The sequence below is a fragment of the Streptomyces sp. NPDC002888 genome, assembly GCF_042888465.1.
Lineage (GTDB): Bacteria > Actinomycetota > Actinomycetes > Streptomycetales > Streptomycetaceae > Streptomyces.
The window spans coordinates 21656-43054 of sequence record NZ_JBIAPU010000023.1 but is presented as its reverse complement, the minus strand read 5'-3'; the positions used below and the strand labels follow the sequence as shown (position 1 = coordinate 43054).

The window sequence follows — 21399 nt, the reverse complement described above, 5'->3', positions numbered from 1 at the left end:
AGGTTGCAGGTCAGAAGGGGTGCCACTCACCGGGGCGGCACCCCTTTGGCATGACCTTGTCTCACCCTGACTCGCCGGTATCCCACTTCTGACCAGCGCGTGCGGCCAGCCTGCGGCCAGGATTCACGGCCCCTCGGGCCCGCTCTCGTCCTCCGCCAACCCTTGCTCGATCAGCGCGTTCATCCTTGACTCCTCGCCGTCCAGCACCTTGGCGTAGTAGCGCTGGAGAACGGCGACGCTCTGCCCTGCGCGCCGGGCCGTCTCGGCGAGGCTGACCCCAGAGCGAAGCCAGAACGACACACAGGCGTGCCGCAGGTCGTAGGGGATGGCGGCGAGTGGAGAGGCCACCTGCGTGGCGGTGAGTGCCTTCCGGCGGGCCTTCTTCCAGACCGCGCCGTACTCCTGCGACCGAACCGGCCCACCCCGTACGGCGGTGAACAGTCGACCTTCAGTCGTGGTCCCGAACCCTTCGAGGTGGGCGCGCAGTATGGCGACCAGCACCGGCGGGATGGGCACCGGCCGGACCGCGCGGCGGGCCCGGTGCTTGAGCTGCCTTTCCTCGTACGGCTTGCCGTCGTCCGTCCAGGCGGATCCCACCTGTGGCCGGGCGCCGGCGAGCATGAGACGCCCCCACCCTTCCTCGGGGAGGTCGCACTGATCGGCGCTCAACATGGACACCTCCTCGGGGCGCATGGCGGCGTAGTAGATGCACGCGAAGAACGCGACCAGGTGGGCACCGCGGGCGCCCTGCGCACGGACCGCGTCCAAAAGCGCCCGCGCTTGTGCGGGTGTGGCGACGCTGCGCACGTCCAGTTCCTCGACCGCCTTGGGGGTCTCCCAGTGCACGCGGTGCAGGGGGTTGCCGGGCAGCAACTCGTGTTCCACGGCCAGGCGCAGGCAATTGCTCAGCACCGCGCGGCGCCGCCGGAACGTGTTGGCGGCGGCCGCCCTGCCGTCCTGGCGCTTGGCCAGGTGTTCCAGCACCGCGCGCACTCGCTTCGCGTTGTCGAGGTCGACTACCGCCGGCGCGTTGCGTTCCACCCACGCCAGTGCCTTGGCCTCTGCTTCCGGCACTTCCTGGCTGTGGCGCCCCGCGTTGAATGCCCACTGGTACAGCGCACGGCGCAAGAGGTCATCCGTCGGGCGCCCCTTCCCCGCCGGACACAGCGCCATCGTGGCGATGGCCAGGCTCTCCGCGATGCTCGCGCGGTGCTTCGCCGCCGCAGTCGGCCACTTCCGCGCCGCGTGCGCGCGGGCATGGGCGTACCAGCTCGTGCGGTTCCGCTCGCGCACCTCGGAGACGGGAAGCCCTGTCTCTGTGTCGAACGGCTCGCCCTTACGAGTCGCGGTCAGCAGTTCCGCGCGGCGGGCATCTGCGAGCGTCTTGGTGGCGAACTTCTCCTGATGCTCTGTCCCGTCTACCCGCCAGCGCAGTTGGAACGGAGCGACCTTGCTCGGACGCTTCCGGATGCTCCAAATGCGCACGTCGTAGCTGTGCATTGTTCTCCTTCACAGAAGAGGGACCCCGCCGCTCGGCGGGGTCCCTCCGGATCGGGCAGGTTCAGGCGCTCATCTCGCAGTCGGCCCACCACGCGTCCAGGTCGCTGCGGCGGCAACGGATCTGCCCGTTGGGCAGCTTGATGAGCTTCGGAGCCTTGCCCCGGGTGCGCATGCGGTAGAAGGCAGCGCGGCTCATCTCGATCTCTTCGAGCACTTCCGGGAGCTTGAGCATCTTGGTGCCTGCCAAGGTGGTGACTCCTTTTCGGGGTGAGGCGTCCAGGGGCCCTCTGGAAAGTCCGCTACTTCCGCTACCGCCGCTACCTCGCAGGTCAGGGGCCTGTTGGAGGTAGCGGGAAGGGGTAGCGGTAGCGGATAGGTAGCGGCGGGGTAGCGGCACGCAGCACTGCTTGCCGCTACCCCATCACTGCTGGTCAGGACAGGTTTTCGGTGCCGGGTAGCGGAGGTAGCGGACTTTCCGGGGGTGGGGGGCAGTAGCGGGCCCACGCGTCCCAGAGATCGGCGGCGTAGTAGCCCTTGAGGACGCTGCCAGCGGCCTTGATGTTGCGGGATGTGATGGGCTCGTTGTCGGCCGTCATGTACTCGGCGAGCATCTTGGACAGGCGCCGGTTGTCGAGCGGCTTGCCGCCCAGGTCGGCCCACGGGGCGTCATCGAGGGCGTTGAGCCGGTCCAGGATGGCGACGGTGGGCAGGCGGTCGATGCCGACCATGACGTGGTCGCGTAGGTCGGTCAGCAGTCGCACGCCCAGGCTGCCTTTGTCGTTGGCCTTGGAGGCGGTGACCAGGGTCACGCATGCCTCTCGCGCCCGGGTGGGCCAGTCGCCGCCGGCCGCGTCGGCGACAGCGAGCAGGGGTTCCCACACGTCGGCGGGCCGGTCGGTCACCCCGTCGGGCATGTCGGGCCACGCCCCCATGACGAACCCTCGTGCCTGCTCTGCCCACTCGGCGAGCCGGTCACGGAGCTTGTGCCCCTCCGCCTCATGGATGCGGGCCCGGAAGGGCTCCACCTTCTCGTTCCTCGCCCGGCGTCGCATGCGGATGACGACGGAGCGGCTCATGATCGTGTCGGGCAGCGAGCCGAGACCGGCGACCGCGACCCCGCAGTACGAGGGGAACGCCTGAACGGTCTGCTGGCCGCCGTCTCCGATGCACCGGTAGGTGACTCCGGTGCGACGGTGTCCGGCGTTGAGGAACCCGCGCAGTTCCTCGTTGTCCCCCGCCTTCGGGCCGAAGACCGTGTCGATCTCGTCGAACAGGATCGTCGGCTTGCCGTTGCCTGCGGAGACGGACCGGAACAGGGCGGCGGCGGAGGCGTTGACCGCCGTCATGGGCTGCGGCACGAGCGTTTCCACGATCTCCAGCGCTCGGGTCTTGCCCGACCCCGGTTCGGGGGACAGGAAGGCGATGCGGGGGGTGGAGTCGAAGCAGTCGAGCAGGTGGGCGTGCGCGTCCCACAGTGCGACGGCGACGAACGCGGCATCGGTGGGGAAGACGTTGAAGCGGCGGTGGAAGGCTTCCACCTCGTCCAGCAGCGCGGCCCCGTCGGTGGTGGGGGTCATGCGGCGGCCCTTCCTTCCTGGGGGTTGCGGAGCGGGCAGGTGTCGCGGTGGGTGTCGTACTCGGCAACCAGGGCGGCCACGGGGTTCCGGCCGGTGGCCGTGCCGGTCTGGCCGCAGGGGCAGGCGTAGGCGGCGGTCGGGGTGCCGCCGTAGCGCTTGGACCAGCGGGCCCCGTCGTAGTGGCCGCGGTAGACCGGCGGGGCGCAGATGCGGATGCCGGGCCGCTCAGGCGTGGGGTCGCCGACGGCGGCGGTCTGCGGGTCAGAGCTTGTTCGGACGCCCTTACGGGCGGCGCCTGTCGGCACGCCTACGGCCGTCGTGTCCACAGCCTGCGGAGCGGCGGACGGCCCGGTCGGCGCGTGGGTGATGCTCTTCAGGCGGGGGCGGGAGGGGGCGTTCATGCCGCCCCCCGGCGGGCCTGGTTGTGGGCGATGGACCAATTGAGGGCGCTGCGGAGGGTGGAGCGGCACTCGGAGACGGTGAGTCCGGCCGCCTCGCCTGCCTCCTGAAGAGCCTGCTCCACCACGTGCCGGGGGAGGTCGCCCCACGCGACGAACCGCCCCAGGGCGCGCGCCGCGCGGAACAACGCGGCTTCCCGCGAACCGAGTTGAGCCGATGCGACGTTCCTCGTCTCACTGGCGAGCGCTACATCCGCATATCGACGGGATTGCCCCGCTACGGCCGTTGAGGGCATCTGAGGCGCCCTGTGGGCCGGTTGCAGGATGCTGTGCAGCCACGAGGGCACACGGGCCGTCTCAGGGCCGCACAGCGCCTCGTACCGCCCGGCGGGGGTGAGGGAGCCAGCAGCGACGACGTATCCGCCCCATGCCCGGGTGTCGACCAACTCAGCGATGGTTCCCGCCGTGTTGGTCAGCCGGACGCCGTCCGGCGCGGCAAAGTACAGGTGCTCACCGCCGCTCGCGGTCCGGGTCCGGTAGGTGGCGGGGACGGCGTGGCCGGCGCGCTCGCAGAGCGCTCGGAAGGTTGCCGCGCCGCCAGGCGCGTCCGAACTGCCCTTGCCCTTGGGCACGTCCAAGTCGACGACCAGCAGACCGGAAGGGCCGGTCGCGATACCGACGTTGAACGGGCCACGCGACCAGGTAGCGCGGATGCGGTCCGTGTCGGTGGTGGCGCGCTGCTCCCACTTCAGGTGCCCGTTCGTGCAGGGGCCGGTGTGGGGGCAGGTGGCCTCGCCGTGGAGAGCGGGGCGCTTGGTGCCGGGGCGGAGGGGGAAGACGTGCCAGCCGCGTTCGGCGGCGTCCAGCGCCGCACGCAGCAGCGCTAAGCGGGGGTCATGGGTCATGCTGGGTGTCTCCAGTTCGTTGTGAGCGTGCTGGTTGGGCAAGGGCGGCCCCGGACTTTGGCGAGAACGGGGGCCGCCCTTGGCGTAGCTACTGGTAGAAGCGGTTGCGCTTGATGACGGCTTTGCGGATGTTGACCGTCGTCCCGCCCCCGCCGTGGCCGCGTCCGCTGAAGATCTGCACGGCGATCCATCCGCCGAAGATCACGGCGGCGAGGGTGATGAGCTGGGTGACCAGCGCGGCCAGCGCGGTGACGAACGCGGTGAGCATCAGCAGTCCGCCACAGACGGCGAGGAACCCGACGCCCCCGAGGGCGACGTTCACCGCCGCTCGCGAGACGGCCGGCTTGGCCGTGACCGGTTCGGGCTGCGCGGTGGGGATGGCGTAGCCGGTGACGACACGGCCGTCCGGGAGGACGACGCTCGCGACCGCCGGCACGTCGTGCGGCTGGACGGGGGCGAGGGGCGCCGCGTACGGGGCCACGGCGGGGGCGATCGGGGCGGGGTGGTGGACTTCCGGCGCCCGCACTGCGGGCGTCCGGTCGGTGTGGTCGGGGTACATACGGAATCCCTTCCGGTGCTCGGTTGGGGAGGCAGGGACACCCCCTGCCGGGTGGCGTGTAGAGGGGGTTTTCGGGGGCTGACCTGCGGCGCCTCCCCGCCTCCCCGAAACGGTGTTTTCGCTGATCAACGCGGGGGATGCGGGGTGGGGAGGCGGTTGGGGAGTTCTCCCCGCCTCCCCGGGCCGGACGGCCGTTCCTCCCCGCTACTGGGAGGCGGAAGCGGAACCCTCGTCGTCGCGGTAGGCGAGGGCGCGGGCGACGTCGTCGCGGCGGACGACCATGCGCCCGTGCGACTTGTACGGCTCCACGTCGGCGGCTTCCAGCACGCGGGTGAGGTCGACGAACGTCCAGCCGCCGTAGGTGTCCTCGTTGAGGATGGCGAGCCGGGTGAGGATGTCTTGGGTGTGCGTGCGCTTGGCGGTGCCGATCACGTCGAGGATGTCGATGAGCGCGTCCCGCTCCTCGCCCTGGTCGACCGCGCGCAGGGTGGTGACGCCGTCGCGCAGGGCCTTGGCCCGCTCGGCGATTTCGGCGGCCGGCTCGTCGTCGATGAAGTGGGTCCGGACCGTGATGGACGACTGACCGGCGGGGATCGCGATCCCGTCGGAGGCGACGACCAGAGTTCCCTTGTCCAGTCCCTGGCGCAGCAGGTGCGGGGCGGCGCCGGCGTTGACGGCCTTGGCACCGAGCGCCATCTCAGCCTGGGATTCGGTGCCCACCACGAGGGAGGCGCGGGTGTGGGCGCCCTCGCGGACCAGCTTGGGAAGGTTCTGGTCGGTGGGGTCCTGCGTGCCCTGCCACATCAGCACGTCGACCGCACGGCCCTGGTTGTGGATCTCGCGCACGGCCATGAAGTAGCGCGAGGTGGCCTTGGATCCGCCGTAGGGACGGCCGTCCTCGCCCTTGGCCGGGCACATGAACGCCTTCTGTGCCTCGTCCACCAGCACGATCAGCGGCGGGAACACGATGCTCGGGTCCTTGCGGCGTGCCTCGATCCGCCGGTTCATCTCCTCCACCGCGTCCTCGGCCATCTCGGTCGCCTGGATGCAGTGGTTGTCGGCAGGGCCCTCGATGAGCACTTCGGCGATGCCGTCGAACATGGCCCAGTCGCCGATGCCCTTCAGGTCAGCAATCCAGAACTGCACCGACCGGTCCAGAGCCAGCCACAGCGCCAGCGCGCGCAGGGCGGCCGTCTTGCCCTGGTTGGACAGGCCCGTGACCAACAGGTGCCGCTGATACAGGCTGATCGCGGCGGCGTCGCCGCGCAGGTCCTGCCCCCACGGGGCCCTACCGGTCTTGTAGTTCGCGGTCATGGTCTCGTCGGTGACCAGCGGGGACGGGCCGATCGGTTCGTCCAGCGCGCCGGAATCGGCGATCCACAGCCGGACCGTGCGCGCCGCTTCCGGGATGGTGATGAACACCTCGTGCTCATGCCGGGTCAGGTTCTCCGCGAGCTTGCGGCGCTTGTTCTGCACCTCGTTCGTCGCCACCCCGGAAGGGAGGGTGACGTCGACCTCGACTCCGCATCCGGCGATCCGGATCGGCCCGAGCATGGAGGCGCCGGCGTCGCCCATTTCCTTGATGGCCCGCGCCAGGGCGGGGACTCCGAGGTCGCGCAGGGCCTTGACCACGATGGACGGCGTGATCGGCTCACCCTCGCCGTTGCGGATGTTCGCCGGGAGTGCCCAGTTCGGGGCGGCCTGCTGCTTGCGGCCGACGGACCACAGGGCGAGCAGGGCGAGGAACGGGCCGATCGTGAGCGCCGGGCCCGAGACGACTTGCACGATCCGGATGAGCAGGGCGATGAAGTCGATGGTCGCGGTCAGCGGGGTGATGACGTCGCCGACGTGGCCGGTGTTGAGGGCCATGACGACTCCGAGGGCGACCAGGACACCGACGCTCATGCCGGCGCCGACGGCCACGCCCTTGGCCGCGTCCACGGGCGAGTGCAACAGGTCCATGCGGCGGTGATGGCGGGCCGCGCGGAAGCGCGTCAGGCGCTCCTCCCACTCTTCCGCCGCTTCCAGGTTCCCCGCGGCTTCCGCCGCACGGATCATGCGTTCGTAGCGGGCGCCGGTCTTGCCGTCCCAGGTGCGGCGGGCCACGATCCGCCCGCCGTTGAACGTGTAGGACCCGTGCCGGGCGAGGGCCCGGACCGTCGCCCTGGTCCTCTCGTGCGTGACGGCCGTCTTCACCGCGCGCCCGGAGCGCACCCACAGGGGCACGGGCGGCGCCGGTGGAGCGTCGGGTACGACGGTGAGCACCGTGGGGGCGGGGTCGTCGGCCGGGGGGTCGGTGTGCTTGTGGAGGTGAACGACGTTCTCAGACATGCTGGAACTGCTCCTGACTGCCCCAACGGGGCGGGAGTGAGGGAGTGCAGGTGCCGGGGTGGCCGGGTCCGTGGAAAGAGCGGCCACCCCGGCGTGCGTGGGGTTGGGCTGGTCAGAACCAACCGGACGACTTCTTGGCGGCCTTGGCGCGGGCCGCCTCCGTGATCAGGCGCTGCCGCTCGCCGTGCAGCGCGGTCAGCTCGGCGTTCAGCCGCATCTCGGCGGCCGTGCCGGTGGTGTCCATGCGCTGCTCGGCACGGCCCGCGCTGCGGCCCCGGGTGACCTGGTAGGCGCCGCCGGCCAGGGCGCGGGCCATGGCGCGGCGCTCGCTGCCGTTCAGCGGCCACCACTCACCCCGCCGGACCGCTTCCAGCTTCTTCGTGGCCTTCTCGATCTCGCGGTCAAGGCGGCGGACTTCGGAGTTGCCCATCAGGTGTTCCCTTCGGACCCGTCCGGGTCGGGGTAGGCGCAGGGCACGCAGGTGCCGAGCGAGGTGGGGATGACGTATCCGGCGTCACGCCGGCAGTGCGGGCAGGTGCGGCGGGCGGCGTTGGCCCTGTCCAGCGCCGCCCACCTCGCCGGGGTCATGGGGCGGACCGGCTTGGCCAGGTCGATGCGGTAGAGGTAGGCGACCAGCGGCCCCCGGCGGCGGCGTGGCCGTTCGAGTTGTGCGGCGACGTCCTGACCGCCGGGGCGCAGGTTGCGGGCCCGTAGTTGGCGGCGGGTGGCGTAGCCGTCCGGGGCGAGGCGCCACCGGAAGACCGGCAGCGTGCTCATGCCGCGCCACGCCGTCCGGGACGACGACCGGCGACCGACCCGAGCAGCCGCCCGAGGCGAGCCCGCCGGGGCCCGGACCGGCCCGAGCGTTTCGCCGCGTACATGGCCTCATCGGCGCGGCGCAGCAGCGCGGACAGGTCCTCGCCCGGGTGGTCGGCGGCCCGTACCCACCCCAGCGACACGGTGGTGTGCACCTCTGGGGCGGTGTCGACCGGGCGGGCGAGGACGCGGGCGAGGGTGTGCAGCCGGTCGGCGGCCGTGCCGTCGCGGTCGACGACGACGGCGGCGAATTCGTCCCCGCCGAGCCGTCCCGCGACACCGCCGGGGGTGGTGCCGTGGGCGAGTCGGGCGGCGACCGTAGCGAGCAGCGCGTCACCGGCAGCGTGGCCGTGGGTGTCGTTGATCTGCTTGAAGTGGTCGACGTCCGCGAGCACGACCACGGCGCGGGGGTCGCGCAGCAGGCGGCGGGCCCGCCGGGTGAACGCGTCCCGCGTCCACAGGCCGGTCAGCGGGTCACGTCGGGCGATGGTCAGCCGTCCGTGCAGCCACCGGGCGTGTACCGCCCACCCGAGAGCGGGCACGGCCGGTAAGAGCGCGGCGAGGGTGCTCACGGCGTCACCGCCGTGGTGGCGCGTTCGGCGAGCAGGGCGTCACGCAGCATGCGGGCGTTCGCGGGCGAGGTGCGCAGGGCCCGGCGGATGCCCTCCCCGGTCACCTCAGCGTCCGTCAGGCCGGCCGTCGCCTTGCGCGCTTCCGCCATGAGTTGGTCGGGAGTGCGGCGGGTGCGGGTCGACTTGGCGGCGACCGGGACACGGCCCGTCGCCCGACGCGGCCCGGTCGACGCGGCCGGGACCGAACGAGCGGGCGCCCAAGCGATCGGGACCGGCTTCACCGCCGGGACACTGGCGGGCATCGGCTTCATGCCGCCACCCGACTTGCCGAGATCGACCGGCGCCGGATCGGGCACCGCAAGCCGCGTCAGCACGACCGTGGGCGTGCTCGATACGGGCAGGTCAGAGGTAGACCGTTCTCGACTACTTCCGGTAGATTCCTCCGTATTTGTGACTGCGGGAAAAATCGGGGCGGCGGTGCCGAACATCGAGGCGAGGGCCGCGTCCGCGCCGTCCGTGATCCGGGTGCGCTGAACGTCCAGCAGCCTCGATCCGAGCGCCGCATCCCCGACCCCGACCCTGCGGGCCAGGCGCCACGACTTGCGCTCCGACCACCTCTTGACCCAGTCACTCGGGTGGTGGGTGGCACGCGCCCGGTGGTAGGCCAGAGCCTGCACGACGTCGGCCGTGCGGCGCTCGTTCTCCGCGTCGCGGCCGTCGGTGTGGACCACGATCCGGCGGGCGAGGAACGCCATGCCCTCCGCCGAGACGGACATGCCCATCGGGGTCAGTGCGTAGATCACGGTGCGGCCCGGGTCGGGTGCGGCCATGGCGCCCATGGCAGCGGCGGCGGCGGGCAGGGCCCACAGTCCGAGCCGCACGATGCGCGGCGAGGACTGCCCCAGCATGGTCAGCCCCAGCAGGACCAGGGCGAGCACGGCCGTGGCGCCCTCACCGGCACCGAGCGCGCCGAGCGCGGTCCCCTTGCCGTAGGCGTGCCCGATGTTGCTGTAGGTGCCGATACCGCCGATCACGCCCGTGGCGAGCATGGGCACGAACGCGGCTGTCAGGACCCCGATCTGAACTTTCGTCAGGGGATTGCGGGTCTCGTTCATGCCGCACCTCCCAGCGCGAGCAGGAGGGCGAGGATGAGCAGAGCGCCACCCGCGCAGGTCAGGTCGACCGCACGGCGAAGGCTGGTGAACTTCGCGACCGCCAGTCGGGACAGCCCGGCGACATCCGCCGCGAGATCCCGGGCGGCGGCGGTGGCGGTCATCTCCTCGACCGTGAGCGTCGCCCACAGCGGGAAACCGTGCCGACCTCGCAAGTTCGGCCGCACCGACCGCAGCAGCAGACCAGCGGCACCGACCAGCAGCGCCATGCCCAGACCGCCGGCCACGCAGGCGGCAACAGTCAGGGGTGCATCCTTGGCGACCGTCCATGCGCCGGCGAGAACCGCACCGACGAACGCCAACAGCAGGCCGGTCTTGGTGTCCGTCCGCGCGATCTCCGCTTTCACCTCAGCGTGCGCGGCCGTCAGGTTCGTGTCGGTGGCACTCATGCGGCACCACCCGGGAGGCTCGCGCCGGCCGTGCGGTTGACCAGGTCCCGCCTGGCGGCCAGCACCCGGCGGCGGGCGCGGCGAATGCGGCGCTCGTCCAGCTCGGTCGGCGTGCGGTCCAGGGTGACGATCTGCGCGTCGAGCAGGTCGACGTCCGCCAGGATCGCGGGCATCTCCGACTCGATCGCGTCGAGTTCGGCGTCCGTCGGTTCGATCCAGTCGGCGAACGCGGTAACAGCGTCCTGAACAGTGACGATGTGAATCATTGGGTCGTGTGTCCTCTCACAGGTGAACGGCCCGAACCGCGCCCCCGGTGTTCCAGCACCGGGGGCGCTTGCCGTTGAAGTCGGAACATCCGGCTCCCCTCAGCGCTGCTCGTACGAGACGAGCAGCGGAGGCAACCGGCCCACAGCCGGTAAGGGCTGCGGAGAGGTCGAAACGCGCTGTACCTCACGCGGGAACTCCCGCGTGGCCGCCTACTTGGCCGAGGAGAGGCGGCGTGATCCCCATGCAGTTGTCAAGGAACGTCCAGTTCAGGGGCTTACGGCGAGCCGCAGTAACCCTGTCCGGCATAAAGACTGACTCAACGGTGTTGGTGGTGTTGTACCAACAACCGATGCCCTGAGTGTTGCCTCAAGCGGCTAGGACCGTCAAGGCGAAAGGCGTATGTTGTTGGCACAAGTCAGCCAACTAGCAGGGAGGCACCGTGCGGGAGCAGCGCCCCAGGTACCACCGAATCGCGGATGACCTGCGAGGACAGATCGAGCGGGGTGAGCTGGAACCGGGTCAACAGCTCCCAACGGAGTTCGAGTTGGTGGAGCGCTACGAAGCGAGCCGCAACACGGTCCGCCTCGCCCTACGGCGCTTGACCGAAGAAGGGCTCATCATCGCTGGTCAGGGGCGGGGTAGCTTCGTTCGGCGCAGCCTGACACCGGCCGTCTGGGACTGGTCGGTGCTGGAGTCTCGGACGCGGCATCAGTCGAACGAACGCGGTGACCAGTGGGCCAGCATCGTGGCCGAAAGTGGTCGCCAACCTCGCCAGGAAGTTCGCGTCTCCATCCGGCGTCCGCCGGCAGAAATCGCGGAACGCCTGGAGCTGGACCCCGAGACCGCGCTGACCGTCGTCCGGGAACGAGTGCGCATAGTCGATCAGGATCCGTACGCGCTGGCTGACTCCTACTTCCCTGAGGAGCTGGTCCGAGGCACGCCGCTCATGCTGCCTGAAGATGTGTCAGCGCCCGGTGGCGTGCTGGCCAGCGTTGGCCTTGTCCAGGCTCGCTACCGGGACGAGATCACCGTGCGGATGCCAACCCGAGCCGAGGTCGAAAAGCTCTCGTTGCCCTCCGCCACCCCTGTTGCCGTACATATGCGCACGGGATACGACGAGAACGATCGGCCTCTACGAGTAATGATCACGATCCTTCCGGGAGACCGTCATGTCATCAGGTACGACGTTTCGGCAGACTGAGCGCGTCTCCCAGGAGCGAGTGAGAGTGAAGGCACTACACAGCATCAACTCGACGTTGCCGACCGACCATCACCCGGAACAGGTCTGGTACACGTCCTACGGCTCGAACATGCACCTCGATCGGCTCGCCGCATATATCGAGGGCGGCCGCCCACCCGGCGCGGCGAGGGAGTATCCGGGGTGCCGAAACCCGGCAATGCCCGCTCGGTCCATCCCCGTCGAACTGACCGGCGCTCTGTACTTCGCCACCGAATCACCCGTGTGGGGAGGGGGCAGGGCCTTCTATGACCCCCAGGTGAGTGGGCGTGTGCTGGCCAGGGCTCACCTAGTGACTGTCGACCAGTTCTCTGACATTGCTGCTCAGGAGATGTACAGGGAACCCGGCGCTGGCGTGGATCTAGGGGACGTGCTGACTGAGGGGCGCGCCGTGCTGGGCGAGGGCCGCTACGAAACGCTCGTGTGTGCTGGCCAGGTCGACGACATGCCCGTTCTGACCTTTACGGCCCCATGGGGCTTGAACGACGTTCAGTGGGTCCCTCCGTCCTCTGCCTACGTACGTTTCCTGGCATCAGGTCTGCTGTCCGCGGGCGCCTGGGACGTGGAAGCCATCGCCTCATACGTGGCGGCCTGTCCCGGCGCGGCTGGTCACTGGTCGGAGCAAGGCATTGCCGATCTGCTGAGTGAGGAGGTGTGAAACCTCGCAGAGTGCAGGCCTTTTCCCGTCCAAAGAACCCTGTGTAACGCACGGCATCGGGCCTGCAAGGCGGACAGTTCCGCTCGGCTCATGCGAGTGCGTCGAGGCCGCAGGGCAATTGTCGGGCAATGATGCCCAACAGGCGCGTTCCTCGTCCTGTGCGGGCAGGCGGGTGGCCTGCGGCCAGATCCGCGACCACGGCCGGGGCGAAAGACCTTGGGTATCCCCTTGCTGTGAGTTAGCCGCATGCCTGCAATTCTTCCGTCGTGTATGGAATTTCGTACTTTTTGATGATGTTTATGCCATCATTCGCAACAAAGTCGTGATGAATCTCGCGAGGTGCGAAGTCGTCATTTCTCCACAGCTTTCCCGTGCTGTCTACGAAGTAAAGGCTTGCCGTCCCGGGTGCGTCCAATTCTTCGATGGCTTCCGTAGCGCGTGGAGGATATGTGTACACCTCGCGTGTGCATGGTGTGATGTAGTCGAAGACATAGCGGTGCACCTCCTTCCCTTTGTCATCCTTCATAATCAAAGTTGTGAGGGACGCAGGATTGAGGCTCCGATTTTCGATTGCCACGCCCGCAACCTTCTTTTTGTCTTTACTCCATACGATAGACCAATTTACGCGCGCAGCTTCCTTCTGTCCTGCCTCGTTTTCGTTCTGGACCTGCAAGTAAAGGCTGAGCAGGCTAACGGCGAGTGCGGGCACGGAAAGAATGGCGACCAATCCGGCAATCTTCAGATTTAAGCGCTGATCTTTGGCCGTCTGTTCTGCCGCTTCTTGTGCGGCACGGGCGACGAGCTTGTCTTGCGGGCGGCGGTTGATACGGACCTGTGGCCTTGACGCTCGGTCCCGACGCGGAAGACGTGGCATGCCGTGAGATGTACTCGCCTACGTTCTAGGCCGTCTCCGGTTTCGCTGAGGGCGATCACCGTTGTGAGAGAAGCTACCGATGGATCCGGCGCCTGGGCGACGGTCTCTCCGCAGGAGCGCCGCGGCTGCAGACTGAGCCAGCACTGCGTCGGCCTGGCCCTGCGCGGCTGAGGCAGCGACCACCGCCGCGCAAGTTGCGACGATCGCAGGACCGATTGCCGGCGTCCAAGGGCGGGCCGTGGCCACCCTCTGGCCAGAGACGCGGAAATTTCTACGCGTAGGTAGTGGAAGGGCAGCTCAGAGGCCGTCGATAGGCTGACAACTGAACGGTCTTGAAAACCGTCGTGGCAGCGATGTCACCGTGGGTTCAAATCCCACACCCACCGCAAGTGAACGGCCCCTGACCAGGTAATTCGGTCAGGGGCCGTTGTGATAGGTGCCCTCGTGGCCACACCCGGCCCGCACTCCATTGGGCCTTCAGCTGGGGCCACTTCGCATCGAGTGGACTGGCGGGACCCCGATGGCATCGCTGCTGCTCCAAGGAGAGCGGGCAACTGAGTAGCCGTACTCATGTGCAGTTACCTGCCCCGACAGCATGCTGAGCGGCACGTGGTCAACAGGTTGTCGCCCGCAGGCGGAACGGTGGTGGAGATGAGGCGTGAGAGTGTGCCGTCGACCAGCCAGCAGGTCGGGGTCAGCGTGGCGCTGCTCATCATCGACCTCATGGTCATCGCTTGGTTCGTGTTCGGCTACGGGATGACGGGCTGGGCCGACAGCTACGACTCTGGGAATTCGCCCAGTGCACCCAAGGAAGCGTTGCGGGGGATGTGGGTCCTGATCGGCGGCGCAGTCGTCACGGGCGGTGCTCTTCTCGCGCTGCGGTGGCGTATCCCTGGCATCGTGCAGCTGGTTGTCCTGGGGGTGGGAGCAGGGCTGTTTGCTGACCTCGCCACCCCTGCATAGCGCACGTCGGCCGACCCACCACTCGCCGAAGCGGCGGACTCCTGGCTCAGCGGGCACGACCACGAGCCTGGGGCACGTAGCGGGCACGACGACGATGACGACGGCTCCGCTGGAGTCCTCGCACCTGTCTGACCTGCGGCGCAGCGATCGGACCGCCTGATCGACGAAAGAGAAGGGGTGCCCCTCGTTGGAAGGGCACCCCTTCTGTTTTTGGTTTCGGTGTCAGGCCGGCGGTGTTGTCACTTCTTGCTCGCGCGGGCGAGTTCGCTCTTCACGGCTTGTTCGTTCTGGCCGTAGAGGACCTTTTCGAGGCTGGTGTCGTCCGAGCGGGAGAAGCGTTCGCCGCTTGCGATGTCCTCCTTGCTCATGACGCGTCCGCACCACTCCCCCTGGGCGGTGGTGTGGTCGTCGAACGGGACGGCGGCGCCCTCGCCGAGGACGGTCCACTTGTCGGAGGCCCAGCGCAGGGCGAGGAGGTAGGTGTGGCCGGTCTCCAGGCGGGGGGAGTCCGCGGTCGTGGCCTTGGTGCGGTTGCCGCTGTCCCGGTACACCTGCCAGCCGGCGGCCACCAGCTCGAAGTCCTTGTCGAGCGTGCGCCGGGGGCTCTTGGCGGACCAGAGGAGGCTGTCCGTACGGAACGTCACCTTGCGGTCGGTCTGGTACTCGACCGCGCCCAGCTTGAAGTCACGTCTGTTGGTGTTTTCCTCCGCCGTCGGCGTGGCCACGACGACGTGGTCGGCGTGCGAGACCCAGTCCTCCGCGCTCTGGGAGGGGAGGTCGTCGTTGGGGATTCCGCAGCCGACCACCGTGTCCAGCCCGCCCTTGCCGATCAGGACACTGGCGACGACTCCGGCGAGGGCCAGGCAGGCGGCGGCGGGGCGCCCCGTCAGACGGTCGGGAAGTATGGATCGCATGGCTATCGGGACTCCTGAGCGGTGGCGAGGGCGGGACCGCAGCAGGTGAGGGCGCGCACGCGGGCACGTAAGTTCAACTGAGGACCCCCGTTCTCGGACAGAGCGAAGCCGGGAGGCACCACACGGTGCCTCCCGGCCTCAGTGACGTTGCGATGATGAAGACGGTCCACCGGCCACTTTGGTGGCCCTGCGGGGCGGTGTCGTGTTGATCACGTCGACGCGCCCGGTTCTCCGGCCGCTACGGACCCACCGCCCCGCGCAGCAGCCGCAGTTGTCCGATCTCCGCCGCGTTCTTCATCAGTTCGGCGTTCGCCCAGGCGAGCATGTCGGCGACCGTGTACCGGGGGTCGTCCGGCCAGGGGAACGGGGCCGTGGCGGCCAGGTCCGTGTCGGTGAGGTCGGCGAGGGCGGTCAGCCAGGCCCTGCGCAGGTCGCGCAGCCAGTCGGTCGTCGGCTTTCCGGGGCCGGGCCAGGTGACGTCGGCGCGGTCCCGGGGCGGGTCGCCCCGCAGGTGGTCGAGGGTCACGCCCCACCACCAGCCGATGTGCCAGCTCAGCCAGCCGATGGTCGGGACGGGGACCGGCTCGGGTTCGCTGTCCGCCCAGTCCGGCACCCAGGCGCCCTCGGCGGACGGGTGCATCGTCCAGCAGTGCGGCGCCGGTTCCCAGAGGAAGTCCTCGGGCGTGAGCCGGTCGAGGTGGTACTCGAACAGGGCCCAGGTCAGGTCGAACTGGCCGCGCAACAGATCGCATGGGGGAACGGTCATGGGCCGACTCTCGCCGAGAGCGAGGGCGTTCTCCAGGCGTTTTCAGAGCCGTGCGGGCCGGTCACCCGTGTGGGGCCGAAACGCGCGGCACGCCGCTACAAGATCCACGGGCTCCACTGTGCGAGCGTTCCACAGGTTTTTCGACGACTCGGAGGTTCATCCATGACGTACTCGCTTCGCTCATCCGTGACGTACTCGCTCCGCATGCGCCGGGGCGCCGCCTGGGCGGCCGGCTTACTCGCGCTCGTCGCACTGCCCGCCTCGGGTCAGGAAGCGGCATCCGCGTCCGGCTCGTCCACGGGATCCGGGCGGTCCGCGTCACAGGCGGCGGCCACGAGGCCCACCACTCCCGAGTTCCGGGAACTGGAGCGCGAGTTCGACGCGCGGCTGGGCGTCTACGCCCTGGACACCGGCACCGGCCGGACGGTCGCCTACCGGGCGGACGACCGGTTCGCGTACGCCTCCACGTTCAAGGCGCTGGCGGCGGGCGCCGTGCTCCGGAAGTACGGGACGGAGGGGATGGGCAAGGTGGTCACCTTCGGGAAGGACGACGTGGTCTCCGACTCGCCCGTCACGGAGAACTTCGTCGGGAAGGGGATGAGCCTGAAGGCGCTGTGCGCCGCCACCCTCTGGTACAGCGACAACACGGCGGTCAACCTGCTCCTGAAGGAGCTCGGCGGGCCCGACGGCCTGGAGAAGGTGCTGGAGGGGCTCGGCGACGACGTCACCGAGATGGACCGGTACGAGCCCGAGATGAGCGACGGAACGCCGGGCGACATCCGCGACACGAGCACGCCGCGTGCGATGGCCGCCAATCTGCGGGCCTTCCTGCTCGGCGACGCCCTGGGCCGGGACGAGCGCCGGCTCCTGAGGCAGTGGATGGAGACGAACGTGACCGGTGACACGCTCATCCGGGCCGGTCTCCCGGACGACTGGACCGTGGCCGACAAGAGCGGCTCCGCCGGGTACGGGGGACGCAACAACATCGCCGTCGTGTGGCCGGAGGACGGCGGCAACCCCGTCGTCATGGCGGTCATGTCCACCCGTGACAAGCAGGGCGCCGAACGCCGCGACGCCCTGATCGCCAAGGCCGCCACGGTGGCGGTCGACGGCTTGAACCGCCGGTAGGGCGGGCGTGGTCGGATCTACTGCCCCGCTCCGTCCGCCTCCGCCGACCCGCGGTGCCGCGTCATGCGCTCTGCCGACGCGATCGTGGAGCGGGCCTCGCGGAGCGTGAGGCCGGTGTGGACCGCGGCGTCGGTGAGGGCGTCGGCCAGGTCCGGGCCGATGCCGTCCTCGTAGGCCCGGCAGGCGGCCCAGAAGAGGCGGGTGTTGCGCTGGCCCTCGTGCGCGGCGAGGACGAAGTGGACCAGGCCCTGGCCGTGTCCGTGCCGGGTGCCGGAGGGCCCCGGGTGGCGGGGCGGCGGGAGCAGCAGGCGCAGGAGGGCCGGTGGGCAGGAGGCGGGGGGCAGGTGGGTGGTGCCGGGGGCGGTGGCGTAGACGCCGTGGTCGGTACGGGAGCCGGGGCCCACGAGGTAGCCGCCGGCGCCGCGGATGTCGATCCCGGGGGCCAGGCGGCCCGCCGAGTTCGGTACGACGACGTCCGGGGGGCCGCTCAGCCACAGGTGGCGGCCCCCGCTGGGGGTCAGTACGACGACCGTGGCGGGGATGGTGAACAGGTGGCGCAGGGCGAGTTCGCGCAGGGCGGCCGTGGAGTCCGTGCCGGTCTTGGTGTCCAGGTCGACGCCGATGAGGTGGTGCGGAGGCAGGCCGCAGGCGATGCCGTAGCCGGTGGCCCAGGGGGCCGCGGCGAACAGGGCGCGGACGTGCGCCGGGTCGGTCGAGGCGTCGTGCACGCCGTGGCCCGGGCGGCCGCACTCGCCGTGGCAGGGGGCTGCGGCGGGGTCGTCGCGGTGGGGGGAGCGAAGGGCCGGGAGCTTGGTCCGTGACAGGGGGAGGACGGCCAGGCCGCGTTCGGCGGCTGACAGCGCGTGGGCGAGGGCCAGGGTGGTGGCCTGCCGGGGGTGCCGGTCGGTGATGGCCATGCCTCCATGTTCGTACGAATGTTCGAAAAGAGGAAGAGGGGTCATCCGTCGTTCGTGACCGCGACGCGCCGTGCGGTGTGAATTGGCTGGAAATGTGCCGGAACGCTTCGGCCCTTGCGGGGCCTGGAGGGAGAGGTGTGGCGGCCGTCCTGGCCTGGAGGTTCGAGTGAGGGAAGGCGCCGAAAGGGGTTTATCGGCTTGTCCTCACGCTTGAGGGCGAATCACGGCTTCCGGGGTGGTTCGCCGGGGATTCGGTGGGCAAGCCTGGTCTCGCGACGTCGTACGCCAGACGCCGGGGCGGTCGGCCAACTGCCCTGGTGAAAACCGCAATTGATGGACTTCACGCTTCTTGCGTCTGTACGCACTTGCGTTGTACGCACTTCCGTTCTGGAGGAAACACATGGCAAGCATCCGTACCGCCCGCGTTCTCGCCGCCGTCTCCGCCCTGCCCCTCGCCGCCGCCCTCTTCACCGGCGTCGCCGCGGCGGACGACGGAGCCTTCGCGGACAACGGATCGAACGCGGGTGCCGCGAGCGTCGTGGGCAGCGGTGTCGGCAACGACAACTTCGGCAACTCCGCCACCACACAGCAGCAGGCGGTCGGCTCCGGCGCCTCGAACCAGAGCAACACCGCCCAGGTCAACGGATCCGCGTTCACGGCCGTCAACCAGGGCAACGACAACGTTGCCGTCAGCTTCACGCCGCTGTGGTGAGCCGGCTCGCCGGGGGGTGACACGTCCGCGCGGCGGTGCTTCGGCACCGCCGCGCAGGCGTTTGGCCCCGGGCCCCGGGATCTGGGATCTGAAACTTGGGACCTGGGACGTGACCTTGACAGCACAGGTCGTCTGACGGACAGTCAGAAACCCTCGTGCGGGAAGGAGTACGGCCGTGGACGACGAGCTCGCGGTGCGGCTGAAGGCCTACGAGGGGCGGCCCGCCGCCGTCGCCGGCGTCGGCAAGGACCCCGTCAACGCGCCCATGATCCGGCACTGGTGCGAGGCGATGGGAGACGAGAACCCGGCCTACCGCGGCCCCGAGGCCGTCGCCCCGCCCACCATGCTCCAGGTGTGGACCATGGGCGGCCTCTCCGGCCATACGGGGCGCGCACAGGCGTACGAGGAACTCCTCGGGCTGCTCGACGACGCCGGGTACACCGCGGTGGTCGCCACCGACTGCGAGCAGGAGTACCTGCGCCCGCTGCGGCCCGGCGACGAGGTCACCTTCGACACGGTCATCGAGTCGGTCTCCCCGCGCAAGACGACCAGGCTGGGCAGCGGCCACTTCGTCACCACCCGCACAGATGTCAGGACCGGCACCGAACTCGCGGGCACGCACCGCTTCCGCATCCTCAAGTACGCGCCCGCGCAGCGAAAACCCCGGAAGGAAAGCCGCCCCCGCCCCGTGATCAACCGCGACAACGCCGACTTCTGGGCCGGCGTCGCGGAGCACCGCCTGCTCATCCAGCGCTGCACCGTCTGCGACACCCTCCGCTTCCCCTGGCTGCCCGGCTGCACCACCTGCGGTTCGCCGGAGTGGGACACCGTCGAGGCGAGCGGCGAGGGGACCGTCTTCTCGTACGTCGTGATGCACCACCCGCCCTTCCCGGCCTTCGACCCGCCCTACGCGGTCGGGCTGGTCGAGCTGGCGGAGGGCGTGCGCATCGTCAGCAACGTGGTGGGGGTGCCGTACGACAAGGTGCGGATCGGGATGCCGGTGCGGCTGGAGTTCCGGCGCTACGACGACGAACTGGTGCTGCCCGTCTTCCAGCCCATGCCTCAGGGCGTGGCCGGATGAAGGCCGGGGACGAGCTGCCGCCGCTGGAGATACCGATCACCCGCACGTCGATCGTCGCCGGGGCCGTCGCCTCCCGGGACTACCAGGACGTGCACCACGACCCGGAGGCCGCCCGGCAGAAGGGCTCCCCCGACATCTTCATGAACATCCTGACCACCAACGGCCTGGTCGGCCGCTACATCACCGACCACTTCGGCCCCACGGCCGTCCTGCGCAAGGTCGCCATCCGCCTCGGCGCCCCCAACCGCCCCGGCGACACGATGGTGCTGCGGGGCACGGTCGAGGAGGTCGACGGGGACACGGCCGTGGTGCGGGTCGCCGGGGACAACGGCATCGGCCGGCACGTCACCGCCACGGTCACGGTGACCATCGCCGGGGGAGGCGCGGGATGAGCGTACGCACCCGGGACGCCCTCGGCGGGCGGGCGGCGGTCGTCGGCGTCGGGGCGACGGAGTTCTCCAAGGACTCCGGGCGCAGCGAGCTGCGGCTCGCGGCGGAGGCGGTGCGCGCGGCCCTGGACGACGCGGGGCTCACGCCCGCCGACGTGGACGGCATGGTCACCTTCACGATGGACACCAGCCCGGAGATCACCGTGGCCCAGGCCTGCGGGATCGGCGAGCTGTCCTTCTTCTCCCGGATCCACTACGGCGGCGGGGCGGCCTGCGCGACCGTGCAGCAGGCGGCGCTCGCCGTCGCGGCAGGCGTGGCGGAGGTCGTGGTCTGCTACCGCGCGTTCAACGAGCGGTCGGGGCGGCGCTTCGGCTCGGGCGTGCAGCACCGCGAACCCTCCGCCGAGGGGACCGCGCTCGGCTGGTCCCTGCCCTTCGGGCTGCTCACCCCCGCCTCCTGGGTGGCGATGGCGGCCCAGCGGTACCTGCACACCTACGGGCTCACCCCGGAGGCGTTCGGGCACGTGGCCGTCGTGGACCGGGCGTACGCGGCGACCAACCCGGCGGCGTACTTCCACGGCCGGCCCATCACGCTCGCCGACCACGCCGACTCGCGCTGGATCGTCGAGCCGCTGCGACTGCTGGACTGCTGCCAGGAGACGGACGGCGGACAGGCCCTCGTCGTCACCTCGGTCGAGCGGGCCCGCGACCTGCCCCGCCCGCCCGCCGTCGTCGCCGCGGCCGCCCAGGGCGCGGGCCGGGCCCAGGAGCAGATGACCAGCTTCTACCGCGACGACCTGGCAGGCCTGCCCGAGATGGGCGTGGTCGCCCGCCAGCTGTGGCGCACCTCCGGGCTCGCGCCCGCCGACATCGACGTGGGGATCCTGTACGACCACTTCACCCCGTTCGTGCTGATGCAGCTGGAGGAGTTCGGCTTCTGCGCGCCCGGCGAGGCCGCCGACCTCGTCGCCGAGCGCCGCCTGCCCCTCAACACGCACGGCGGCCAGCTCGGGGAGGCCTACCTGCACGGCATGAACGGCATCGCGGAGGCGGTACGGCAGTTGCGCGGCACGGCCGTGAACCAGGTACCGGGGGCGGAACGCGTCCTCGTCACGGCGGGCACGGGCGTGCCGACGTCGGGGCTGGTGCTGACCGCGGACGGCTCAGGCAGCTGAGCACCGCTGCTACGGGCGTCCTACCCCCAGGGGTGAACCCCGTAGTACGCACCGCACTCTCGTCCACCTTCAGGAGGTGGACCCACCACCACCCGTACA

Annotated in this window: 25 protein-coding genes and 1 tRNA gene; 9 read left to right on the top strand and 17 right to left on the bottom strand. The window is 70.1% G+C overall.

From position 1 onward, the window contains the following. Positions 1-123: 123 nt before the first annotated feature. From ACFYWX_RS32340 to ACFYWX_RS32280, 13 genes are all read right to left on the bottom strand, one after another. On the bottom strand, positions 124-1500 hold the full coding sequence (locus ACFYWX_RS32340) for a tyrosine-type recombinase/integrase (protein WP_389428198.1): 1377 nt from the start codon (positions 1498-1500) through the stop codon (positions 124-126). 61 nt (positions 1501-1561) lie between these two features. Continuing rightward, entirely contained in the window at positions 1562-1747 is a 186-nt protein-coding gene (locus tag ACFYWX_RS32335; RefSeq protein WP_389428196.1) for a helix-turn-helix transcriptional regulator, read from the bottom strand. 184 nt (positions 1748-1931) lie between these two features. After that, positions 1932-3077, bottom strand: coding sequence for a DUF3631 domain-containing protein (locus ACFYWX_RS32330; RefSeq protein ID WP_389428194.1), 1146 nt, complete (start codon positions 3075-3077; stop codon positions 1932-1934). Beyond that, entirely contained in the window at positions 3074-3478 is a 405-nt protein-coding gene (locus ACFYWX_RS32325) for a hypothetical protein (RefSeq protein ID WP_389428192.1), read from the bottom strand. Before ACFYWX_RS32325 ends, ACFYWX_RS32330 begins: the two co-directional genes overlap by 4 nt. Next, entirely contained in the window at positions 3475-4380 is a 906-nt protein-coding gene (locus tag ACFYWX_RS32320) for a bifunctional DNA primase/polymerase (protein WP_389428191.1), read from the bottom strand. The genes ACFYWX_RS32325 and ACFYWX_RS32320 overlap by 4 nt, the downstream gene beginning before the upstream one ends. An 88-nt stretch (positions 4381-4468) precedes the next feature. Beyond that, positions 4469-4939 carry a hypothetical protein gene (locus ACFYWX_RS32315; RefSeq protein WP_389428189.1) on the bottom strand — a complete coding sequence of 157 codons (471 nt, stop codon included), beginning with the start codon at positions 4937-4939 and terminating at the stop codon, positions 4469-4471. A 204-nt stretch (positions 4940-5143) separates the two neighbouring features. Continuing rightward, positions 5144-7270 (bottom strand): ATP-binding protein, encoded by a 2127-nt coding sequence (locus tag ACFYWX_RS32310; RefSeq protein ID WP_389428187.1) that lies wholly within the window; start codon positions 7268-7270, stop codon positions 5144-5146. A gap of 112 nt (positions 7271-7382) precedes the next feature. After that, on the bottom strand, positions 7383-7700 hold the full coding sequence (locus tag ACFYWX_RS32305; protein ID WP_389428185.1) for a hypothetical protein: 318 nt from the start codon (positions 7698-7700) through the stop codon (positions 7383-7385). Then, a complete protein-coding gene (locus ACFYWX_RS32300) occupies positions 7700-8047 on the bottom strand; it encodes an RRQRL motif-containing zinc-binding protein (protein WP_389428183.1) in 348 nt (115 codons plus the stop codon). Before ACFYWX_RS32300 ends, ACFYWX_RS32305 begins: the two co-directional genes overlap by 1 nt. Continuing rightward, a complete protein-coding gene (locus ACFYWX_RS32295; protein ID WP_389428181.1) occupies positions 8044-8658 on the bottom strand; it encodes a GGDEF domain-containing protein in 615 nt (204 codons plus the stop codon). The genes ACFYWX_RS32300 and ACFYWX_RS32295 overlap by 4 nt, the downstream gene beginning before the upstream one ends. After that, entirely contained in the window at positions 8655-9773 is a 1119-nt protein-coding gene (locus ACFYWX_RS32290; protein WP_389428180.1) for a conjugal transfer protein, read from the bottom strand. Before ACFYWX_RS32290 ends, ACFYWX_RS32295 begins: the two co-directional genes overlap by 4 nt. Next, entirely contained in the window at positions 9770-10219 is a 450-nt protein-coding gene (locus ACFYWX_RS32285) for a Pycsar system effector family protein (protein ID WP_389428178.1), read from the bottom strand. Before ACFYWX_RS32285 ends, ACFYWX_RS32290 begins: the two co-directional genes overlap by 4 nt. Beyond that, positions 10216-10485 (bottom strand): DUF6284 family protein, encoded by a 270-nt coding sequence (locus ACFYWX_RS32280; RefSeq protein ID WP_389428176.1) that lies wholly within the window; start codon positions 10483-10485, stop codon positions 10216-10218. Before ACFYWX_RS32280 ends, ACFYWX_RS32285 begins: the two co-directional genes overlap by 4 nt. A 440-nt stretch (positions 10486-10925) precedes the next feature. Here ACFYWX_RS32280 and ACFYWX_RS32275 point away from each other — a divergent pair, with 440 nt between their 5' ends. Then, the gene (locus ACFYWX_RS32275; RefSeq protein WP_389428174.1) at positions 10926-11687 is read left to right on the top strand and encodes a GntR family transcriptional regulator; all 762 of its coding nucleotides are present in this window, start codon (positions 10926-10928) and stop codon (positions 11685-11687) included. Then, complete coding sequence (locus ACFYWX_RS32270) at positions 11656-12381, top strand: histone deacetylase (protein WP_389428172.1); 726 nt, start codon at positions 11656-11658, stop codon at positions 12379-12381. Before ACFYWX_RS32275 ends, ACFYWX_RS32270 begins: the two co-directional genes overlap by 32 nt. A gap of 238 nt (positions 12382-12619) precedes the next feature. Here ACFYWX_RS32270 and ACFYWX_RS32265 read toward each other — a convergent pair whose 3' ends face one another. Next, a complete protein-coding gene (locus ACFYWX_RS32265) occupies positions 12620-13255 on the bottom strand; it encodes a hypothetical protein (RefSeq protein ID WP_389428170.1) in 636 nt (211 codons plus the stop codon). A 275-nt stretch (positions 13256-13530) separates the two neighbouring features. Here ACFYWX_RS32265 and ACFYWX_RS32260 point away from each other — a divergent pair. Together ACFYWX_RS32260 and ACFYWX_RS32255 are read left to right on the top strand one after the other, a co-directional pair. Continuing rightward, positions 13531-13643: transfer RNA gene (locus ACFYWX_RS32260), tRNA-OTHER, on the top strand. Positions 13644-13921: 278 nt separating this feature from the next. Next, positions 13922-14218 (top strand): DUF6234 family protein, encoded by a 297-nt coding sequence (locus ACFYWX_RS32255; RefSeq protein ID WP_389428168.1) that lies wholly within the window; start codon positions 13922-13924, stop codon positions 14216-14218. Positions 14219-14457: 239 nt separating this feature from the next. Here the strand turns inward: ACFYWX_RS32255 and ACFYWX_RS32250 are convergent, their stop codons facing one another. Together ACFYWX_RS32250 and ACFYWX_RS32245 are read right to left on the bottom strand one after the other, a co-directional pair. After that, complete coding sequence (locus tag ACFYWX_RS32250) at positions 14458-15132, bottom strand: hypothetical protein (RefSeq protein WP_389428166.1); 675 nt, start codon at positions 15130-15132, stop codon at positions 14458-14460. A gap of 238 nt (positions 15133-15370) precedes the next feature. Beyond that, on the bottom strand, positions 15371-15898 hold the full coding sequence (locus ACFYWX_RS32245; RefSeq protein WP_389428164.1) for a DinB family protein: 528 nt from the start codon (positions 15896-15898) through the stop codon (positions 15371-15373). 204 nt (positions 15899-16102) lie between these two features. On the opposite strand from ACFYWX_RS32245, the gene bla reads away from it, so the two are divergent. Continuing rightward, complete coding sequence (gene bla, locus ACFYWX_RS32240) at positions 16103-17026, top strand: class A beta-lactamase (RefSeq protein ID WP_389428400.1); 924 nt, start codon at positions 16103-16105, stop codon at positions 17024-17026. A gap of 17 nt (positions 17027-17043) precedes the next feature. Here bla and ACFYWX_RS32235 read toward each other — a convergent pair whose 3' ends face one another. Then, positions 17044-17943, bottom strand: coding sequence for a bifunctional DNA primase/polymerase (locus ACFYWX_RS32235; protein WP_389428162.1), 900 nt, complete (start codon positions 17941-17943; stop codon positions 17044-17046). A gap of 400 nt (positions 17944-18343) precedes the next feature. Between ACFYWX_RS32235 and ACFYWX_RS32230 the strand changes: the two genes are divergently transcribed. The 4 genes from ACFYWX_RS32230 to ACFYWX_RS32215 all read left to right on the top strand — a co-directional run bounded on the left by ACFYWX_RS32230 (position 18344) and on the right by ACFYWX_RS32215 (position 21300). After that, on the top strand, positions 18344-18655 hold the full coding sequence (locus ACFYWX_RS32230; protein ID WP_389428160.1) for a hypothetical protein: 312 nt from the start codon (positions 18344-18346) through the stop codon (positions 18653-18655). Positions 18656-18830: 175 nt separating this feature from the next. Beyond that, positions 18831-19736 carry a bifunctional MaoC family dehydratase N-terminal/OB-fold nucleic acid binding domain-containing protein gene (locus tag ACFYWX_RS32225; RefSeq protein WP_389428158.1) on the top strand — a complete coding sequence of 302 codons (906 nt, stop codon included), beginning with the start codon at positions 18831-18833 and terminating at the stop codon, positions 19734-19736. Next, positions 19733-20128: a MaoC family dehydratase gene (locus tag ACFYWX_RS32220; RefSeq protein WP_389428156.1), complete on the top strand. Its 396-nt coding sequence runs from the start codon at positions 19733-19735 to the stop codon at positions 20126-20128. Before ACFYWX_RS32225 ends, ACFYWX_RS32220 begins: the two co-directional genes overlap by 4 nt. After that, positions 20125-21300: a lipid-transfer protein gene (locus tag ACFYWX_RS32215; protein ID WP_389428155.1), complete on the top strand. Its 1176-nt coding sequence runs from the start codon at positions 20125-20127 to the stop codon at positions 21298-21300. Before ACFYWX_RS32220 ends, ACFYWX_RS32215 begins: the two co-directional genes overlap by 4 nt. The last annotated feature ends 99 nt before the right edge of the window (positions 21301-21399 follow it).